The sequence below is a fragment of the Rothia dentocariosa ATCC 17931 genome, assembly GCF_000164695.2.
Lineage (GTDB): Bacteria > Actinomycetota > Actinomycetes > Actinomycetales > Micrococcaceae > Rothia > Rothia dentocariosa.
The window spans coordinates 622,635-639,876 of record NC_014643.1 but is presented as its reverse complement, the minus strand read 5'-3'; the positions used below and the strand labels follow the sequence as shown (position 1 = coordinate 639,876).

15 protein-coding genes are annotated in these 17,242 nt (G+C 57.2%); 14 read left to right on the top strand and 1 reads right to left on the bottom strand.

Going from position 1 to position 17,242, the window contains the following annotated elements; genetic code table 11:
- Positions 1–101 precede the first annotated feature (101 nt).
- The 7 genes from HMPREF0733_RS02775 to HMPREF0733_RS02745 all read left to right on the top strand — a co-directional run bounded on the left by HMPREF0733_RS02775 (position 102) and on the right by HMPREF0733_RS02745 (position 9,877).
- Positions 102–893 (top strand): DeoR/GlpR family DNA-binding transcription regulator, encoded by a 792-nt coding sequence (locus HMPREF0733_RS02775; RefSeq protein WP_013397862.1) that lies wholly within the window; start codon positions 102–104, stop codon positions 891–893.
- Complete coding sequence (locus tag HMPREF0733_RS02770; RefSeq protein ID WP_013397861.1) at positions 890–1,840, top strand: 1-phosphofructokinase family hexose kinase; 951 nt, start codon at positions 890–892, stop codon at positions 1,838–1,840. Before HMPREF0733_RS02775 ends, HMPREF0733_RS02770 begins: the two co-directional genes overlap by 4 nt.
- A gap of 142 nt (positions 1,841–1,982) precedes the next feature.
- A complete protein-coding gene (locus tag HMPREF0733_RS02765) occupies positions 1,983–4,061 on the top strand; it encodes a PTS fructose transporter subunit IIABC (RefSeq protein WP_013397860.1) in 2,079 nt (692 codons plus the stop codon).
- Between the two features lie 41 nt (positions 4,062–4,102).
- Positions 4,103–5,797: a phosphoenolpyruvate--protein phosphotransferase gene (gene ptsP, locus HMPREF0733_RS02760; RefSeq protein WP_004005598.1), complete on the top strand. Its 1,695-nt coding sequence runs from the start codon at positions 4,103–4,105 to the stop codon at positions 5,795–5,797.
- A gap of 189 nt (positions 5,798–5,986) precedes the next feature.
- A complete protein-coding gene (locus HMPREF0733_RS02755) occupies positions 5,987–6,265 on the top strand; it encodes an HPr family phosphocarrier protein (RefSeq protein ID WP_013397859.1) in 279 nt (92 codons plus the stop codon).
- Between the two features lie 355 nt (positions 6,266–6,620).
- Entirely contained in the window at positions 6,621–7,721 is a 1,101-nt protein-coding gene (locus HMPREF0733_RS02750; RefSeq protein ID WP_013397857.1) for a lipid II:glycine glycyltransferase FemX, read from the top strand.
- Between the two features lie 71 nt (positions 7,722–7,792).
- Positions 7,793–9,877 (top strand): threonine/serine exporter family protein, encoded by a 2,085-nt coding sequence (locus HMPREF0733_RS02745; protein ID WP_013397856.1) that lies wholly within the window; start codon positions 7,793–7,795, stop codon positions 9,875–9,877.
- 107 nt (positions 9,878–9,984) lie between these two features.
- Here the strand turns inward: HMPREF0733_RS02745 and HMPREF0733_RS02740 are convergent, their stop codons facing one another.
- Entirely contained in the window at positions 9,985–10,659 is a 675-nt protein-coding gene (locus tag HMPREF0733_RS02740) for a uracil-DNA glycosylase (protein ID WP_004005592.1), read from the bottom strand.
- A 101-nt stretch (positions 10,660–10,760) separates the two neighbouring features.
- Between HMPREF0733_RS02740 and HMPREF0733_RS02735 the strand changes: the two genes are divergently transcribed.
- The 7 genes from HMPREF0733_RS02735 (at position 10,761) to HMPREF0733_RS02705 (ending at position 17,198) form a co-directional block, all read left to right on the top strand.
- A complete protein-coding gene (locus tag HMPREF0733_RS02735) occupies positions 10,761–11,153 on the top strand; it encodes a DUF3263 domain-containing protein (RefSeq protein WP_013397855.1) in 393 nt (130 codons plus the stop codon).
- A 141-nt stretch (positions 11,154–11,294) separates the two neighbouring features.
- On the top strand, positions 11,295–11,846 hold the full coding sequence (locus HMPREF0733_RS02730) for a LytR C-terminal domain-containing protein (protein ID WP_013397854.1): 552 nt from the start codon (positions 11,295–11,297) through the stop codon (positions 11,844–11,846).
- Between the two features lie 373 nt (positions 11,847–12,219).
- Complete coding sequence (gene groL, locus HMPREF0733_RS02725) at positions 12,220–13,842, top strand: chaperonin GroEL (protein WP_013397853.1); 1,623 nt, start codon at positions 12,220–12,222, stop codon at positions 13,840–13,842.
- 256 nt (positions 13,843–14,098) lie between these two features.
- The gene (locus HMPREF0733_RS11115; protein ID WP_169310255.1) at positions 14,099–14,437 is read left to right on the top strand and encodes a hypothetical protein; all 339 of its coding nucleotides are present in this window, start codon (positions 14,099–14,101) and stop codon (positions 14,435–14,437) included.
- Positions 14,438–14,546: 109 nt separating this feature from the next.
- Positions 14,547–15,677, top strand: a complete 1,131-nt coding sequence (rlmC, locus tag HMPREF0733_RS02715) for a 23S rRNA (uracil(747)-C(5))-methyltransferase RlmC (RefSeq protein WP_013397851.1) — start codon at positions 14,547–14,549, stop codon at positions 15,675–15,677.
- Between the two features lie 543 nt (positions 15,678–16,220).
- Complete coding sequence (locus tag HMPREF0733_RS02710) at positions 16,221–16,577, top strand: hypothetical protein (protein WP_013397850.1); 357 nt, start codon at positions 16,221–16,223, stop codon at positions 16,575–16,577.
- Positions 16,578–16,592: 15 nt separating this feature from the next.
- Entirely contained in the window at positions 16,593–17,198 is a 606-nt protein-coding gene (locus HMPREF0733_RS02705) for a hypothetical protein (protein WP_013397849.1), read from the top strand.
- Positions 17,199–17,242: the final 44 nt, after the last annotated feature.

Sequence of the window (17,242 nt, the reverse complement as noted above, 5' to 3'; positions counted from 1 at the left end):
GGTGATACGCATTCGCCGTTCCGCCATGATATACAGACCTAAGAATTCGCGTGGAACGGTTCGTTCGCTCCACACCCATACCTTGAAAGTGATGTGCGCATATGTTTGCTGAAGAACGTCGTGCCGAAATTGCGAAACTGGTATCTTCTGCACGCCGCGTTAACGGTGCTGATCTCGCTCGACGCTATGACGTCACCATGGAGACTGTGCGACGAGACCTTGCCGCCCTCGAAGAAGCGGGTAAGCTGCGCCGTGTGCATGGTGGTGCCGTTACCGTTGAGCAGTCTACCTCCCTGGAATCCTCTATTGCCTCACGTCAGGGCATGAATACTCCCGAGAAGCGCCGCATCGCCGCGAAGGCTTATGAGTATCTGCGTGATTCTGATGTGGGTTCGATTGTTCTTGACGCCGGCTCGACCATTGAGATTTTGGCGGACTATATTGGGTCAGAAAACTTTAGCCTCAAGACCGGCAGCGACCGCATCATTATTACCCATGCCCTGCACATTGCGGTCAAACTTGCTGAGGCAGAGGGGGTCACCCTCGAACTTGTGGGCGGTCAGCTGCGCAAGATGACCTGGGCGGCGATTGGTGCTCGTGCCGCCGAATATTTCGCTACGGTACGCCCCGATATTGCGTTTCTTGGTGCTAACGGCATAGATGCCGAATTTGGTGTTTCCACTCCCGGCATGAATGAGGCCATCGTGAAGACCGCGATCTGCAAGTCGGCGCGGCGCGTGGTGCTTCTGTGCGATTCTGCGAAGTTTGGGCAGGAATCACTTGTGCGCTTTGCTGACTTCGAGAATATCGATACCATGATCACCGACCGCGCCCCCGATGGTGCGCTTGCTCAGGCTCTTGAAGCCGCTCATGTGGAGGTGCTCATCGCATGATTCTGACTCTCACCGCTAACCCTAGTTTGGATCGCACGATCGAACTGGGCTCGCCTCTAGCGCATGGCGCCGTTCAGCGTGCGGTAGGCGCGGTTCAAGACCCCGGCGGTAAAGGGGTCAATATTTCGCGTGCCTTACATACTTCTCAGGTGCCTACTGTTGCGGTGGTTCCGGGAGAGGCTACCGACCCCGTGCTGACCGCCCTTGCGGCGAGCGGCGTGCAGTTTGCGAATCTGCCCACGGGTGAGCCTATCCGCTCGAATATCACCGTGGTTGATCCGGACGGCACGACCACTAAACTTAACGCCCCCGGCATCGAGTTCACTCCTAAGCTGCGCGATGCCCTGGATGCGCTCGTGATCGCCCAATCAGAAAACGCAGATTGGGTGGTACTCGCCGGTTCGTTGCCTGGCGGACTGGAGGCAACGTATTACGCCGAGCTGTGTGCGAAGCTGCGCGCCAGCGGATATGAAGGCAAGATCGCCGTCGATACCTCTGAGGCACCGCTGATCGCAACCGTTGCGGGGCAGATAAAGCCTACATTGATTAAGCCGAATTCTGAGGAGTTGGCACAGCTGACCGGCGCCGAGAATTGGGAAGAGCTGGAGTCGAGCCCCGAGCTGACCGCACGTACCGCACGAACCTTGGTGAATGACGGCATTCCCTATGTGCTGGCAACCCTTGGCGGGTCCGGCGCGGTTCTCGTGACCGCCGAAGGTGCCTGGCATGCACAGCATGAACCCGTGAAGGTGCGCAGCACGGTGGGCGCCGGGGATTCGTCGCTCTCCGGTTTTCTCTATGCTTATGAGCGGGGAGAGTCGCCGCAGCAATGCCTCGTGCAGGCGGTTGCGCATGGCTCGGCGGCAGCGTCCTTACCCGGAACACAGATGCCTTCGGCGGCCATGACAACCCCCGAGAAAGTAACCCTAAGGCAGCTTTCCAGTTAGCTTATATTCCATATCAGGCATATAGCATATAGCCTGGTCAGACGCTAAAAACAAAACATATTTACGGACACTTGAGTGCGTACTGAAAACGCCCCACACAGGCATCATAGCGCACCGCATCATACGCCCCGAGGAGGGTATTATGTCTGAGCTCATTACCCCAGAGCTGGTGCTCCTAGACCAGAATCTGGGAGAGACTAAATTCGACGTCATCAGCAAGCTTGCGCACGCCGTCGTCGATGCCTCACGTGCCACCGACTACGATCAGCTGTACGCAGCTGCTGAAGCTCGCGAGTCCAAGACCGACACCGGCATCCCGGGCGGTATCGCCATTCCGCACTGCCGAAGCGCGGCGGTTACCGAACCCACCCTCGCGATGGCACGACCCAAGCCCGGTGTGAGCTTCGGTGCGAAAGACGGCCCTGCCGATCTGATCTTCTTCATCGCTGCCCCCGATGGTGCCGACCAGGAACACCTGAAACTGCTCTCCACGCTGGCACGTTCGCTCATGAAGAAGAGCTTCACCGCATCCCTGCGTGAGGCACAAACCCCCGAAGAAATCGTAGACCTTGTGAACGATGCGCTCGGTACCGGCGCCCCGAAGAAGGCTCCTGCCTCCAACGACTCGGCAGCATCGAACGCGCAGGAGGCGGGCGCAGGCGCATCCGCTCAAGCCGCAACGGCACAGACCGACTCCGCAGAAGCTACTGCATCTGAGAAACCTGCTACCAAGAAGATCGTGGCGGTCACCGCCTGCCCCACCGGTATTGCGCACACCTATATGGCGGCGGATGCTCTCAAATACGCGGCGGAAGACCTCGGCTACGACTTCAAGGTGGAGACTCAGGGGTCCTCGGGGAACGAAACCCTCACCCAGGCCGATATTGATGAAGCCGACGCCGTTATCTTCGCGGTCTCGGTGAACGTGCGCGACCGCAACCGCTTCGCCGGTAAGCCCTATGTGGAATCCCCCGTGAAGCGCGGCATCGACGAACCGCAGGCCATGATCGAGGAGGCCTTGGCAGAGGCGGAAAACCCCAACGGCAAGCGCGTGAGTGCCGCCGCATCCAGCGGGGAAGACACCTCTTCGGCTGCCGAAGGTTCGTGGGGCTCGCGCATCTACAAGGCAGTGATGACCGGTGTTTCGTACATGATCCCGTTCGTCGCCGCCGGTGGCATTATCGTGGCTCTGGGCTTCATCCTCGAAGCAATCACCATGCCGAACCTGGGCGATGTCGATACCGAAAAAATCCTCGCCAACGCCACAATCTACAATCTGGGAGACACCCACTGGACCCTCTACCTGGGCGCGGTTCTGCAGACCATCGGTAAGTTCGGTCTTGACCTGATGGTTCCCGCGCTCGCCGCCTTTATCGCCTACGGGTTGGCGCAGCGCCCCGGTATTGCGCCCGGCTTTATTGCCGGTTCCGTCGCGGTTGCCGTGAAGGCTGGCTTCCTCGGCGGCATTGTCGGCGGTCTGCTCGCCGGTCTGATTGCCTACGGTTTAGGCACCCTCAAACTGCCGCGCTGGCTTGGCTCGATGATGCCCGTGGTCATTACCCCGCTCATTACCTCACTCGTTGCGGGCGGCATCATGTACTTGCTGTTGGGTGCACCGCTGGCGTGGGTTCTCGAATCCCTGCAGAACTGGCTGACCTCCATGTCTGGCGCATCCGCTCTTGTTCTCGGCCTGATTCTGGGTGCCATGATGGCATCCGATCTGGGTGGTCCCATCAACAAGGCGGCGTACCTGTTCGCAACCGCCGGGCTTTCCTCGGGTGCCGATGTGAACAAGGAAATCATGGCAGCCGTTATTATCTCCGGCATGGTTCCGCCGCTGGCTATGGCGCTTGCCACCACCCTGCGCCCCAAGCTCTTCACCGAGCCCGAGCGTGAAAACGGCAAGGCCGCGTGGCTGCTGGGCGCATCCTTCATCTCTGAGGGCGCTATTCCGTTCGCCTCGGCAGACCCAGCGCGCGTGATCCCGTCCTCCATCGTAGGCGGCGCGATTGCCGGTGCTATTTCGATGAATGCGCATGTGGCATCCCCGGCACCGCACGGCGGTATCTGGATTATTGGTTTGAGCAACAATATTCCGATGTTCCTGCTCGCCGTTGTCGCCGGTACCGTCGTATCCGCCATCATCTATGTGCTGCTGAAGTCGATGGGTGCGAAGTCGCGGCAGACTGCGACCGAGACCCCAGCGAAGACCGCCGCATAAGCGTTACACTGTAGAGAACCCAACACGAAGGATATAACTTCATGACTACATATAAAGGCGTCGGTGTTTATGCCGGACGCGTTATTGGTCCCGTGCTACAGATGCCCGAGCCTATTCAAGAGCCTAAAGCCGGTCTACGCCTAGACGGTGAAAGCCCCGAAGAGGCCGGTCAACGTATTCAAGATGCGTCGGTTCGCGTGAAAGAGGACCTGCTCGCACGCGCCGAAAATGCGGGTCGTGACGGCAAGGCCGTGCTCAAATCGACCTCGCAGATGGCGACCGACCGCGCCCTGATTAAGAGTGCCGTAAAGCTGGTTGAGACTCAGCAGATGGCACCTGAGCGCGCGATTTGGGAGGCAGCAACCTCGTTCGCCGACCAGATGGCTGCCCTTGGCGGTTACATGGCTGAGCGCGTCACCGATATTCACGATGTGCGCGCCCGTATTGTGGCGGAACTGACCGGTCAGCAGGCACCGGGCATCCCCTTCGCGGAGGAGCCTTTCGTGCTCGCCGCAGTTGATCTTGCCCCCGCAGATACCGCGACCCTTGACCCAAAGAACGTGATCGCCCTGATCACTTCGGACGGCGGTCCGCAGGCGCATACCGCGATTTTGGCGCGCGGCCTGGGTCTTCCCGCTATTGTGGCGGCGAAGGGCGTTACCGATATTCCTGACGGCACCGAGGTCTATGTGGACTCGAACGCGGGTATCGTCAATACTGAGCCGACCGATGAAGACCGCGAAGCCGCCGAAAAATACGCTAACCGCAAACCTATCGCCGACTTCGACGGTAAAGGCGTGCTCGCCGACGGCACCCGCGTGCCACTTTACGCGAACGTGGGCGATGGCAAATCCGCTGAGAAGGCCGCCAGCCTGAACGCTGAAGGCGTGGGCCTGCTGCGCACCGAATTTGGCTTCTTGGGGCACGATGCCGAGCCGTCTATTGAGGCCCAGGCGGCAACGTACAAGTCTGTGTTTGACGCGTTCCCCGGCAAGCACATCGTGGTTCGTACCTTGGATGCGGGCGCCGACAAGCCCCTGCCCTTCCTGAATGTGAATCCCGAGGAAAACCCGGCGCTGGGCGTGCGCGGTTTCCGCACCGACTGGACCGTACCCGGCGTGCTGACCCGCCAGCTGGAGGCTATCAAGCAGGCGTCCGAGGATTCCGACGCCGATATTTGGGTGATGGCACCGATGATTTCGACCACCTCCGAGGCTCGCAATTTCGCGAAAATGCTCAAGGAGGTCGGCCTGCCGGTACACGGCGTGATGGTTGAAACCCCCGCCGCAGCCGTGAACGCCGAAGCGATTTTGGGTGAGGTCGATTTTGTGTCGATCGGCACCAACGACCTGACCCAGTACACGATGGCTGCAGACCGCCTGCTGGGCGATCTGGCTCACTTGAACAACCCGTGGCAGCCTGCGGTGCTGAAGATGATTAAGCTGACCGTCAAGGGCGCTAAGCGAGCTTCGGTGAACGCCGGCGAGAAGAAATATGTGAGCGTCTGCGGTGAGGCCGCCGCCGATCCGGCGCTGGCCGTGGTGCTGGTCGGCCTGGGGGTTGATACCCTCTCGATGAACGCCGGTGCTATCCCCGCGGTTGCGGCGGTGCTCAAGTCGGTGACCCTGGAGCAGGCACGCCATATCGCCAACAAGGCTTTGGAGCAGATTTCCTCTGCCGAGGCGAAGGCTGCCGCCCGCGCTGAGCTGCCGATTCTGGACGAGCTCGGCCTCTAGAAGACGCCTCAAACCCGGTGGAGAAAAGGCTAACTCGGTGTTGAAAGTTTATTTCAAGATCGGGTGAGGCATTGGTCCCCAAACGGTGAGTAAAACTGTACAATTGAGGCAGGAAAACAGGGGGTGCACCCTCCTGTTTGATAAACATGGAGTCGATAACAGACGATTCCTTCACAAAGGAGAAAAACCATGGCAGAGGTTATTGCCACCATTGCAAGCCGCGTTGGTCTGCACGCACGTCCCGCAGCAATTTTTGCTGAGGCAGCTGGCGACCTCCCCGTTGAGGTCACCATTGCAGCAGAAGGCGAGCCCGCAGACGAGGCAATGGATGCGGCTTCGATCCTATCCCTGATGTCCTTGGGTGCTAAGCACGGTGACCGTGTGGTGCTCCGAGCAGAAGGTGAAGGTGCAGACGAAGCTCTAGAGACCCTGAAGAAGATTCTCGAAACCGACCACGACGCAGAGTAATCCTTCCGGCGACTCTCGCCAGCTTACCGGTATCCCGTCGCTTCACGTGCGGCGGGATACCTGCTTTAAGGCTCGGGTGTGCATCCGGTCTGTTCCCTTACCTCATGCCCCAGCCCGCCCGATCGGGTCGGAAGGGGCATAAAAAGGCTCTTGATACGAATAAAGCGGCGTTTTTAACTCTTTATTCGCATCAAGACTCTTTTCAGGCGAGGCGAACCCCGCCGATGCACCAATCGCCGTGCCTCTTGTTAGACTTAAGGCGTGCGTGCGCCGCGAGCGCATCAAAAAAGACCGCACAAGGTTCGCGGGCGATAGACGTTCGGAACACCCACCACCCCACGAGAGATAGAGACCCTTGCACGAAATTACGGCACGTTTTGCAACCCCAGCAGAAATTCAGGAGTGGGATACCCACGTGATCGCCAACCCGGACGGCGGAAATCTGCTGCAGTCCGCATCATTCGCAAAAGTCAAAGCCGACTACGGGTGGAAACCCCGCTATATCGTGTATGAAGGTACCGTCGATCGTAACGGCGAGCGGCAGCCTTTCGCCAGCTACAGCCTGGCGTTCGAGAAGAATATTCCGCTGCTGGGCAAACTCTGGTACTTCATCAAAGGCCCGGCGGTGCATGATGCCGATGAGCTGCCCGCCCTGCTGCAGGCGAACCGCCGCCTGATTACCGAGCAGAAATTGGGTGTTTTTGCCGTCAAGATCGAACCTGAAATCGTGGCGGATGAGCATGCCCAGCAGGTCATTGCGGGCACCGAGCTGATTCGTACCGCCGATATTCAGCCGAATGACTACACCGCCATCCTCTCCACCGAAGGCACCGAGGAAGAAGTGCTCAAGTCGTTGTCTTCGCGTGGACGTAACGCTGTACGTCGCGCCACCCGTGAAGGCTGCGAGGTCAAACGGGTTGAGCTCACCGACGAAAATATGCGCGCCATGTATGCCCTCATGGATACCGTGGGGCAGGGCAAAGTTTCGCTTCTGCTGCGCCCCTACGAGTATTACCGCGACTTCTGGAGGGCCTTCGAGAACGCCGGGCAGGGCAGGCTCTACTTCACCTATGAAGACGGTAAACCCTCCGTGGGCGCTTACGTGATTAACTACGGTACGAAGGGCACCTATAAAGACGGCGGTTCTAAGCCGCGCCGTAAACAGTACGGCGACTCTCATCTGGTACAGTGGACTGCGATTACCGACCTCATGAAGGAGCACGGGATCAGCACCTATGACTTCTGCGGCACCCCGCCCGCCGCCGAACTCAAGAATAAGGAACATCCTTACTACGGTCTGGGTCTGTTCAAAACCTCGTTCACGAAGAACGTGACCGACTTCGTGGGCGTTTACGATCAGCCTATTTCAGAGCTCAAATATAAGCTTTGGAACGCCGGTGTGGAGCGGCTGATGCTTCGCCTGTGGGTGAAGAAACACCACTATTCCTTCTACTAGGAAACGCCGCACCGTCACGCCACTCACCGGTACACACAGCGCACCAGCACGCAACACGATCAAGGGATACTATGGCGAAGAACCCCGAGGAGCACAGCTACAACCCAGCCGATGAGAACGCGAGGAGTATTCGCCGCCCGGGATATTTCTTCGCCGTTCCTCTCTCCGAAGTGCACGACTCCAAGCTGCGTGAGGCTCTTGCCCACAGCGGCAAGGAGGCCGAGCAGGCTGAGCAGGCGCGTGAGGCGCTTTATGAGGTTGCGGCGGCGCACGGCGTGGAAACCGATACGGACGACACCCAGCTTCTTCCCGTCGACGAATCGGGGATGCCTCTCGACGAGGCTCCACAGGTGTCCTACGAGCCGGAGATACCCTACGAGGAAGTCCCCGAAGAACCCGTAATCCAGGCGGTGCAGAGTGTGCCTCCTGAGATACCGCATCCGCAGGAGCCCCCCGCGCAAACCTCCAGCAATATCGTCACGGAGGTCGCTAAATACCGCCAGTCCCAGCCCGTCCCCATGACGGGCATGATCCCGCAGGTTCCCAATTCGCACGCGGCACAGCGGTTCGGCGGTGTAGAACCCACGGCGAGCGCGCCCCCAGTATCCGTACCCACTACGACGATGCCCGCCGGGCATGGCACGGGCGGACGGTGGGGCGTGCGAACCACCCTGCGTTCCTTCGTGCGTGCTGACGGCCAGGCGGTGGCACACGTGGCGCCGCGCGGTGCGGCGCGCATCGCCCAGCGGCAGTTTACCCCGCGCGCCAAACGTGAAGAACATGCTCAACGTGAGGCCCTGTACCGCGAGAAAGAGTACGCTCGCGACACCCTCAATTTCACGCTGCGCCTGGCGGAAGCCATGTTCTACTATGGCGCGGACGCGATGGACGTAGACTCGGCGATTATCGCGGTGTCTTCGGCGTATGGGCTCGATTCGGTGGACGTCAATATCACCAACCAGTCGGTGACCATCAACTATACCTCCGACCCCGATATTTACATGGAGTCGCGCATCAGCTCGCGAACCATGAGTGCCGATTCCCGGTTCACCCATACGCTCGTGCGCGTGGTGCGCACCTCTACCGAGAATTATGAGGCGCTCGCTTCTACCTACGGACTGATTCACGATATTACCGAGGGCGGCATGACCCTGGAAGATGCCGACCTTCGCCTGAGCGAGATTACGAACCATCCTAAACCGTATCCGCCGTTGATTACCTGGCTGGCGAATATTGGCTGCGCAACCACGCTGACGGCGGCGCTGGGGGCGAGCTGGTCTACCGCAACCGCTGCGGCGATCGTGTTCATTCCCGTGTATCTGCTGATTCAGTGGCTCAATAAGATTGGCATGCCCACGTTTTTCCGCATGGCGGCGAGCGCGGGTCTGCTGACATTCCTGGCAATTTGGCTGGGCGGGGATCATTCCATGATTCGTCGCCCGGGGGAGTCGATTTCGGCGCCTCTGGTGGTTGCCGCCGGGCTGATCATGTTCCTGCCGACCTCGCGCCTGGTGGGCGCGGTTCAGGATGCGATTAACGGTTTCCCGGTGACCGCGGCGGGAAGATTCGTTTCGACGGGCATGAGCTTTTTGGGCCTGGTGATCGGCATCGCCTCGGCGGTGAATGCGATTAGCCTGTTTGGCGGCCCGATTCTGGATATTGAGCAGACCCGGTTTGATCTTCCTTCGCCGCTTACGTTCTCGGTGTTCATGCTGGCGGCGACGGTTACGTTTGCGATTACCCTGCACACGAAGCTCGTGAAGCTGGGGTGGCTAGTACTCATTACCTGTAGTGCCCTGGTGACCTATCACCTGTATACCTACCTGGTGGGGGTCGATTCTGGGCGTGCGAATACGGCGCTTGCCGCCCTCATAATTGGCATGCTGAGCACCTATGTGGCGTACCGACTGCATGCCCCGCAGGCGGTTTTTTCGATTCCCGCGCTGACCTTCCTGCTGCCGGGTCTGTCGTTCTTCCGCGGCATGTACCTGCTGATGGTTGAGACGAACGTGGTTTGGGGCATCCAGAGCATGATTTCGGCGGTTTCGATTGTGATTGCGATGGCGGCGGGCGTAACGCTGGGCAACTACCTGATGCAGTATCTGCTGCAGCGTTTCGCGGTTCCGCGCAATGTGCCCGCGGAGGCCGCCGAGTAGCGCATCCGTGGTTCTTACATTCCCCTGATGCGGCATGCTACAAAGGCTCTTTATTCCACAGTGGAATAAAGAGCCTTTTTATGTGGGTATGGGTGGGAGGATGCGCGCTACTTGACCGTCCAGTCCACCGGTTCCGCACCCTGCTCTACCAGCAGCGTATTCACCCGCGAGAACGGGCGTGAACCGAAGAACCCGCGATGCGCCGACAGCGGTGAGGGATGTGCAGACTCCACACACGGGTACGGTTCCAGCATCGGGGCGGTGCGCCGCGCATCCGCACCCCACAGCAGCCCGACCAGAGGCTTATTGCGTGCCGCCAGCGCCCGAATAGCGCACTCAGTCACCTCTTCCCACCCCTTATTACGATGCGACCCCGGCGCCCCTTCACGCACGCTGAGCACGCGGTTCATGAGCATGATGCCCTCATCAGACCACGAGCTCAGATCACCGTGCTGCGCGGGCTCAATCCCCAAATCGTCGGACAATTCCCGATAAATATTGATGAGCGATTTCGGTAGGGGCATATCCCGCTGCACCGAGAACGAAAGCCCCATCGCGTTCCCGGGGGTGGGGTAGGGGTCTTGCCCCACGATCAGCACCTTGACCTCGTTCATGGGGCGTGAGAATGCGCGGAAAATATTCTGACCTGTGGGAAAAGTTCGGTGTCCCGCCGCGTGTTCGGTGCGTAAAAACTCGCCCATGGCGTGGATTTTATCTTCGACGGGCGCGAGGGCCTGCGCCCAGTCTTCGCTCATAATGTCGGTCAGCGGCGGGTTCGTCATGAAAATACTCCCTGAGAAAATTTGACTCTAATAACACGGTGACTTCAACCAACATACTCTAAAGTGTTCATGTAGACCACCTATGTTCGTCAGGAATCCAGATGCCGATACCTTCTTCGGAAACCCCCGAACCTTCGCCTGCTGGCGGCTCGGATGCCGCCGAACCCGCAGCGGCAGTCCCTGCCGATAGCTCCGAACCCAGCCCCACAACACAGCCTGCGTCTTCTGCCCCCGGCACTTCCGAGACCCGCGAAACCGGCGGAAAAACTGAGAACACGCGAAAATCCGCCCTCACCGATTTAGAGCGTGCCATGATCGCCCTGGAAAAACGGCACTGGAAGTACCAGGGCACCAAAGAGAAGGCGATTACCGCGCTCGGGCTCACCCCGATCGCCTACTACCAGAAGCTCAACACCATGATTGACAGCCAGCGTGTGATCGCCGCTGAACCTATCCTGATGCACCGCCTGCGCGAGGTTCGCGACCGTAGCTAAAGGCAGCCGCACCGATGTGTGCATGAACGCACGCCGTTCTGAACAGGACGGATAAAGCCCCATACGGTACCCTGTAAGAGAGAGCTTTGGCAGGGCTCCACCGCGCAGAGCGGTACATCTATTACTCAACCTAGGGAAGTCATGAGCCAATACCCGCACGATGAATTCGACGACATCGACGAGAATACCGCCCGCCGTGGAACATACCGCGGTGTAATTGACGACCCTTCCAAGAGCCCCAAAGGCATTATTCCCGTTGTCGTCGCCGGTATTTTATCGCTCGTGATCGGCGGCGCTATGTACATTAACCACCCGCGCAGCAGCTCGCCCGAAGCCGCCGCGCGCGCCAAGAGCTACAGCGCCCCCGCCTCGCCTTCGGAATCATCGTCGCCCTCTGCCTCGGCATCCGAGCAGGCTAAGGATGCGAACGTGGCGGTCTATAATGCATCCGCACCCGGCGGGTCTGCGGCCAAGGCAAGCGCCGCGCTTGAAGGTTACACGATTACCGAAACCGCGAACTGGTCGGGCACCCCGCCGGAGTCCAGCACGGTCTACTACAAGGACGAGGCCAAGAAGTCGCAGGCCGAAGCTATTGCGAAGACCCTGAATATCACGACGGTTCAGGAGAGCTCAGACGCCTCGATTCTGGGCGAGAACGATATTGTGGTGGTGCTTGCCGCCGACTACAGCTAAACGGCATCATCCGGCTTGATACCGCGGTGTGCGGTACCGTTTATCATCCCCGCTAGTTTCGGGAACGTTCTATGAGCCCTATGCGTCCGCATATAACATCGCTCGGCTATCGAAACTGGTGCTTTGGCTCCGTGCATTCGCACGCGAAGCCGTACCCGTTCACCCCATTGCGGCTTTCCGTGCGCCTCAAGAATGCGCTGAGGGCGATTAAGCTAAATTCGGCGCTCAAAATGTTTGCCCTCGGGCGCACCAAGTGCCAAAATTGTTTTTAGCACTCGGCGCCTTCAGGTGCTAAAACCGGTATCAAAATCTGCTTCGGCAGACCGGAAAACCTGAGCGCTCCATTCGAAACGTCCAGGAGGGATATCGCCACATGGCAAAACTTATTGCTTTTGATGAAGAAGCTCGCCGCGGTCTAGAGCGCGGACTGAACACTCTAGCCGATGCCGTTAAGGTAACTCTTGGCCCCCGTGGCCGCAACGTCGTGCTTGAGAAGTCGTGGGGCGCACCCACGATCACCAACGACGGTGTTTCCATCGCCAAAGAGATCGAGCTTGAAGACCCCTATGAAAAGATTGGCGCTGAACTCGTCAAAGAGGTAGCCAAGAAGACCGACGATATCGCAGGTGACGGTACCACCACCGCAACCGTGCTCGCCCAGGCGCTCGTGCGTGAGGGTCTGCGCAACGTGGCTGCTGGTGCTGACCCGCTGAGCCTCAAGCGCGGTATTGAGAAGGCTGTTGAGGAGGTCACCAAGACCCTGCTCGACTCCGCGAAAGAGGTTGAGACTGAGGAAGAGATCGCGGCAACCGCATCCATCTCTGCGGGCGATCAGGAGATCGGTAAGCTGATCGCTCAGGCTATGGAGAAGGTCGGCAAGGAAGGCGTGATTACCGTTGAGGAGTCCAACACCTTCGGCTTGCACCTGGAACTCACCGAGGGTATGCGCTTCGATAAGGGCTTCCTCTCCGGCTACTTCGTGACCGACCCCGAGCGTCAGGAAGCCGTGCTGGAAGACCCCTACATCCTGGTGGTCAACCAGAAGATCTCGAACGTGAAGGATCTGGTTCCCGTTCTTGAGAAGGTCATGCAGTCCGGCAAGCCGCTGCTGATTATCGCCGAGGATGTTGAGGGCGAGGCTCTGGCGCTGCTCGTGCTGAACAAGATGCGCGGCTCCATCAAGTCCGTTGCCGTGAAGGCACCCGGTTTCGGTGACCGTCGCAAGGCTATGATGGCTGATATTGCGATCCTCACCGGCGGCCAGGTTATTACCGAAGAGGTTGGACTGTCCCTGGATACTGCAACCCTTGAGATGCTGGGTAAGGCACGCAAGGTTGTTGTCACCAAGGACGAGACCACCATTATTGAGGGCGCTGGCGACGCCGCCGCACTTGAGGGCCGCGTGGCACAGATTCGCGCCGAGATCGCAAACTCCGATTCCGACTACGACCGTGAGAAGCTGCAGGAGCGCCTGGCAAAGCTCGCCGGTGGTGTAGCTGTGCTTAAGGCTGGCGCGGCAACCGAGGTTGAGCTGAAGGAACGCAAGCACCGCATTGAGGATGCTGTGCGCAACGCAAAGGCAGCCGTTGAAGAGGGTATTGTCCCCGGCGGCGGCGTGGCACTGATTCAGGCGGGTACGAAGGTCTTCGATAAGCTCGACCTGAAGGGTGACGAGGCAACCGGCGCGAACATTGTGCGTGTGGCTATTGATGCGCCGCTGAAGCAGATCGCAACGAACGCTGGCCTTGAGCCTGGCGTGGTGGTCGATAAGGTTCGTTCTTTGCCCGAGGGTACCGGTCTGAACGCTGCAACCGGCGAGTACGAAGACCTTATGGCTGCGGGTATTAACGACCCTGTGAAGGTGACCCGTTCCGCTCTGCAGAACGCAGCATCGATCGCCGGTCTGTTCCTGACCACCGAGGCTGTGGTGGCGAACAAGCCTGAGCCCGCATCCGCTGCGGCACCGGCTGCTGACCCGATGGGCGGCATGATGTAACGTTTCCCGATTGAGGGAGTATGTTGAAGCTCTCCGGGGTGGGGTTCCTGACCGGCACAATGCTGGGTACGGAACCCACCCCGGAGAGCTTTCTGTCTATGCTCTTCAGAGCCGCGAGCAGGTAGTTTTTGGTCTGAGCAGGTAGGAAAATCCTACCTTTTCGGCACAATACTACCTGCTCGCGCGGGTGCATGATTGCTTGCGACGTGCGCCGTGATTCGTTCGGGATGGGCTAGCCGCGCGGTATGCTGGATTTATGATGTCTAACACCACCTCCAAATCTTCCGAAAACGACGTCCCCGATGCCCCCGCCCGTTCCGACCAAAACGCAAAGAGTATCGGCTCGCGAAATTCATTTCTGAGCATCGGGTCGGTGAACTCGGTGTGCAGCATTGGCTCCGTCAATTCGGCGTTTTCGATCGGCTCGGTTTTCTCATTTGGGTCTATCGGCTCGGCTTTTTCTTCGCTGTCCATTGCCTCGTGCTTGAGCTTCATGAGCGTGTTATCGGTTTTATCGGAGGCATCTGTGCTCTCGGCACGGTCGTACAGGTCGGTGCTTAAGGCGGGCCAGCAGAAGAAGGCAAAGAAACCGTAGCTTTCCCACCCGTCCTTGCCTGCGATGGTGCAGGGGAGAACAGCATAGCGGTAGTGCCACCCGGTGGGTTACCCGTGCCCGCGCATCCACAGGGTAGAATAGTGGGGCTATGGAATGCGCCTATTATCGTGAGAGTCTTTGCCGCTCCTGCACCAGCATCGAAACCCCGTATCCCGCCCAGATCGCGGCGAAACAGGCCGATGCGCGCAGGCTTCTCGCGGCGTACCCTCACCTGACCTGGTTGGAACCTGTCGCCAGTGACGAGGCGCATTTTCGGAATAAAGCGAAGCTGGTGGTGGGCGGTTCGGCGCAGAACCCATCCCTGGGCATCGTAGATTATCGTTCGGGGCGCGCCACCGATTTAAGCGAATGCCCGCTCTATATTGAGCCGATTGAGCGCGCTATCCCGGTGCTGCACGAGCTCATTCAGCGTGCCGATTTGACCCCGTATGACATTCCGGCCCGGCGTGGTGAGCTCAAGAATATTCTGGTGACCGCATCCGATACGGGCGAGCTAATGGTGCGGTTTGTGCTCCGCTCGAAGAAGCTGCTGGTGCCTATTCGCCGTCAGCTGGGGTGGCTGCAGGAGCGTCTGCCGAAGTTGGCGGTGCTGTCGGTGAACCTGCTGCGCGAGCATGTGGCGCTGATTGAGGGCGATGAAGAGATCATTCTGACCGATCGGCAAACCCTGCCGATGCGCGTGAACGGCATGAGTCTGCACCTGCGCCCGCAGAGTTTCTTTCAGACGAACACGCAGATTGCGCAGGCGATGTACGCGCAGGGCCGCGAGTGGGTGGCGCAGGTGCAGCCGCGCACGCTCTGGGATTTGTATTGCGGCGTGGGCGGTTTTGCCCTGCACGCGGCGCAGGTGATGCACGGTGAGGTCACCGGGATTGAGATCAGTGCGGAGGCGATTCGCAGCGCCCAGCGTACCGTCGCCGAGCAGGGGCTTGAGGGCGTGAAATTTGCGGCGGGGGATGCGACCGAGTTTGCCGTGAACGCCCGTGAAACCCCCGAGATGCTGGTGGTGAACCCGCCCAGGCGAGGTATTGGTGAGAGGCTGTGCGCCTGGGTTGAGGGCTCCGAGATTGAGCACGTAATTTATTCGAGCTGCAACGCAAAAACCCTTGCCTCTGACCTGGCGCGCATGCCTTCCTACAAGCCGGTCGCCGCGCGCGTGCTCGATATGTTCCCGCATACGAACCACTATGAGGTTATGACGTTGCTGAGGCGGGGGTAGGTTTCCTGAGCATATACATAACCCAACCCTAGGGCGCGAGCAGATAGTATTTCGGCGAGAAGATAGCGGTTTGTTATCTTTTCGTCGAAATCCTATCTGCTCGCGGTGCTGTCGGGGCAGTCCGCAGCGTAGTGGGCGCGAGGCGGCGGCATACCAATGCGACGCACCGGCGTGTCGCTGTGGGTTTCGTGTCATAAAGCGCCACAAACAAAATTTTTGGGTGTTTCTCTCCGAAAATCCTAGGTTTAAGGAAACATTAAGGGTAGCCTGAGGAATAAATAAGGTTTTAGGGGTTGAGTAAAGGGAGGTAGTGGGTTTGTCATCAGAGAGCTAGTTGCAGGTTTCAGTCGTCATGTCAGGTATGAAGGGTGCAGATATATTTGCCGCGCGGAGCAAGTACAAGCTACGAAGTCTTATTACAAATTGCAGTGATCAGCATAAGGGTAATCTCTATGTTATATCAGAGATTTAGCATCAGATAGTATAGCAAGTCTCTGTATTTATAAGGAGCATAGAGATTCTATTTAGTGGAAAGGAGCTCTAATGTCTAAGAGAAAGAAAAATAATAAAAAAACTGTAAAAAGTGAAAAATATATTCAGAAATCTGAAAACGCTCCGGAAGCTACTCTGGAAATGGAAATATCAAAGAAAAATAATGTTCGAAAGTATATTCTGAACATATTTCCTATATTTATTTCGATTGTGGCGCTAATTCTATCTTTTATCACTCATGTAACTAATGAAAATCGTGTAAATTACCAGGAATCAGAAAGTTTTAATGTAGTACAAAATCTCTGGAATGACTCTCCAGAGTATATTCTATACAACGAATCAACAAAAAAGTTATCTGAGATCCCATCTCCAACATATATTATGTTTGTACCTACAAAAGTGAAATGACTATTAAAAGATGATATGACCCATATGTTTTTACAGCCTGTATCCTATACATATGTAGAAGAACAAATTAAGAGCGGAAAAACGACTGAGGAGATCGTAACATCTAAGCTTCCATACTATTTTAAAGGAAAATATGGATCACGAGATATTGAAACTAGCGTAGTAGAGAACCCACTCTATGAAAATGGCAGTAGTTTCCCTGAAAAAGTTGAAGTAACTACATATCCTTATTTAATGATCGCCGTGCAAATAGATTATAAATACATCGGTGACTCGGAAAATAAAACCAAATATTTTGTAACCAACCCAGGAGGAAAGTATGACATAGATGGAAATAGGTATAATAATATTATTAAATATATTAGCGAAAATTCTTATATGGAAATAAAAATGGAGGACATTAAAAGTTCTCAGGAAACAGGAAAGAAAGAAAGCGTATATAAATCTGCGCACCGCAAGGCTATTGATATATTAAATAATGCAAAAAATAAGGAAGAACGAAAACAACTATTTAAATTGATAGGAGGTATTGAAGGTGGATATGGAGGAATACTTAAAGATCTTAATTATATGGCAACAGGAATCGATGTTATAGGAGAGTATGGGAGAAGAGAATATTAACTAAATAAATTGTTTTCAGAACAACTAATATGTATAACAGGTTC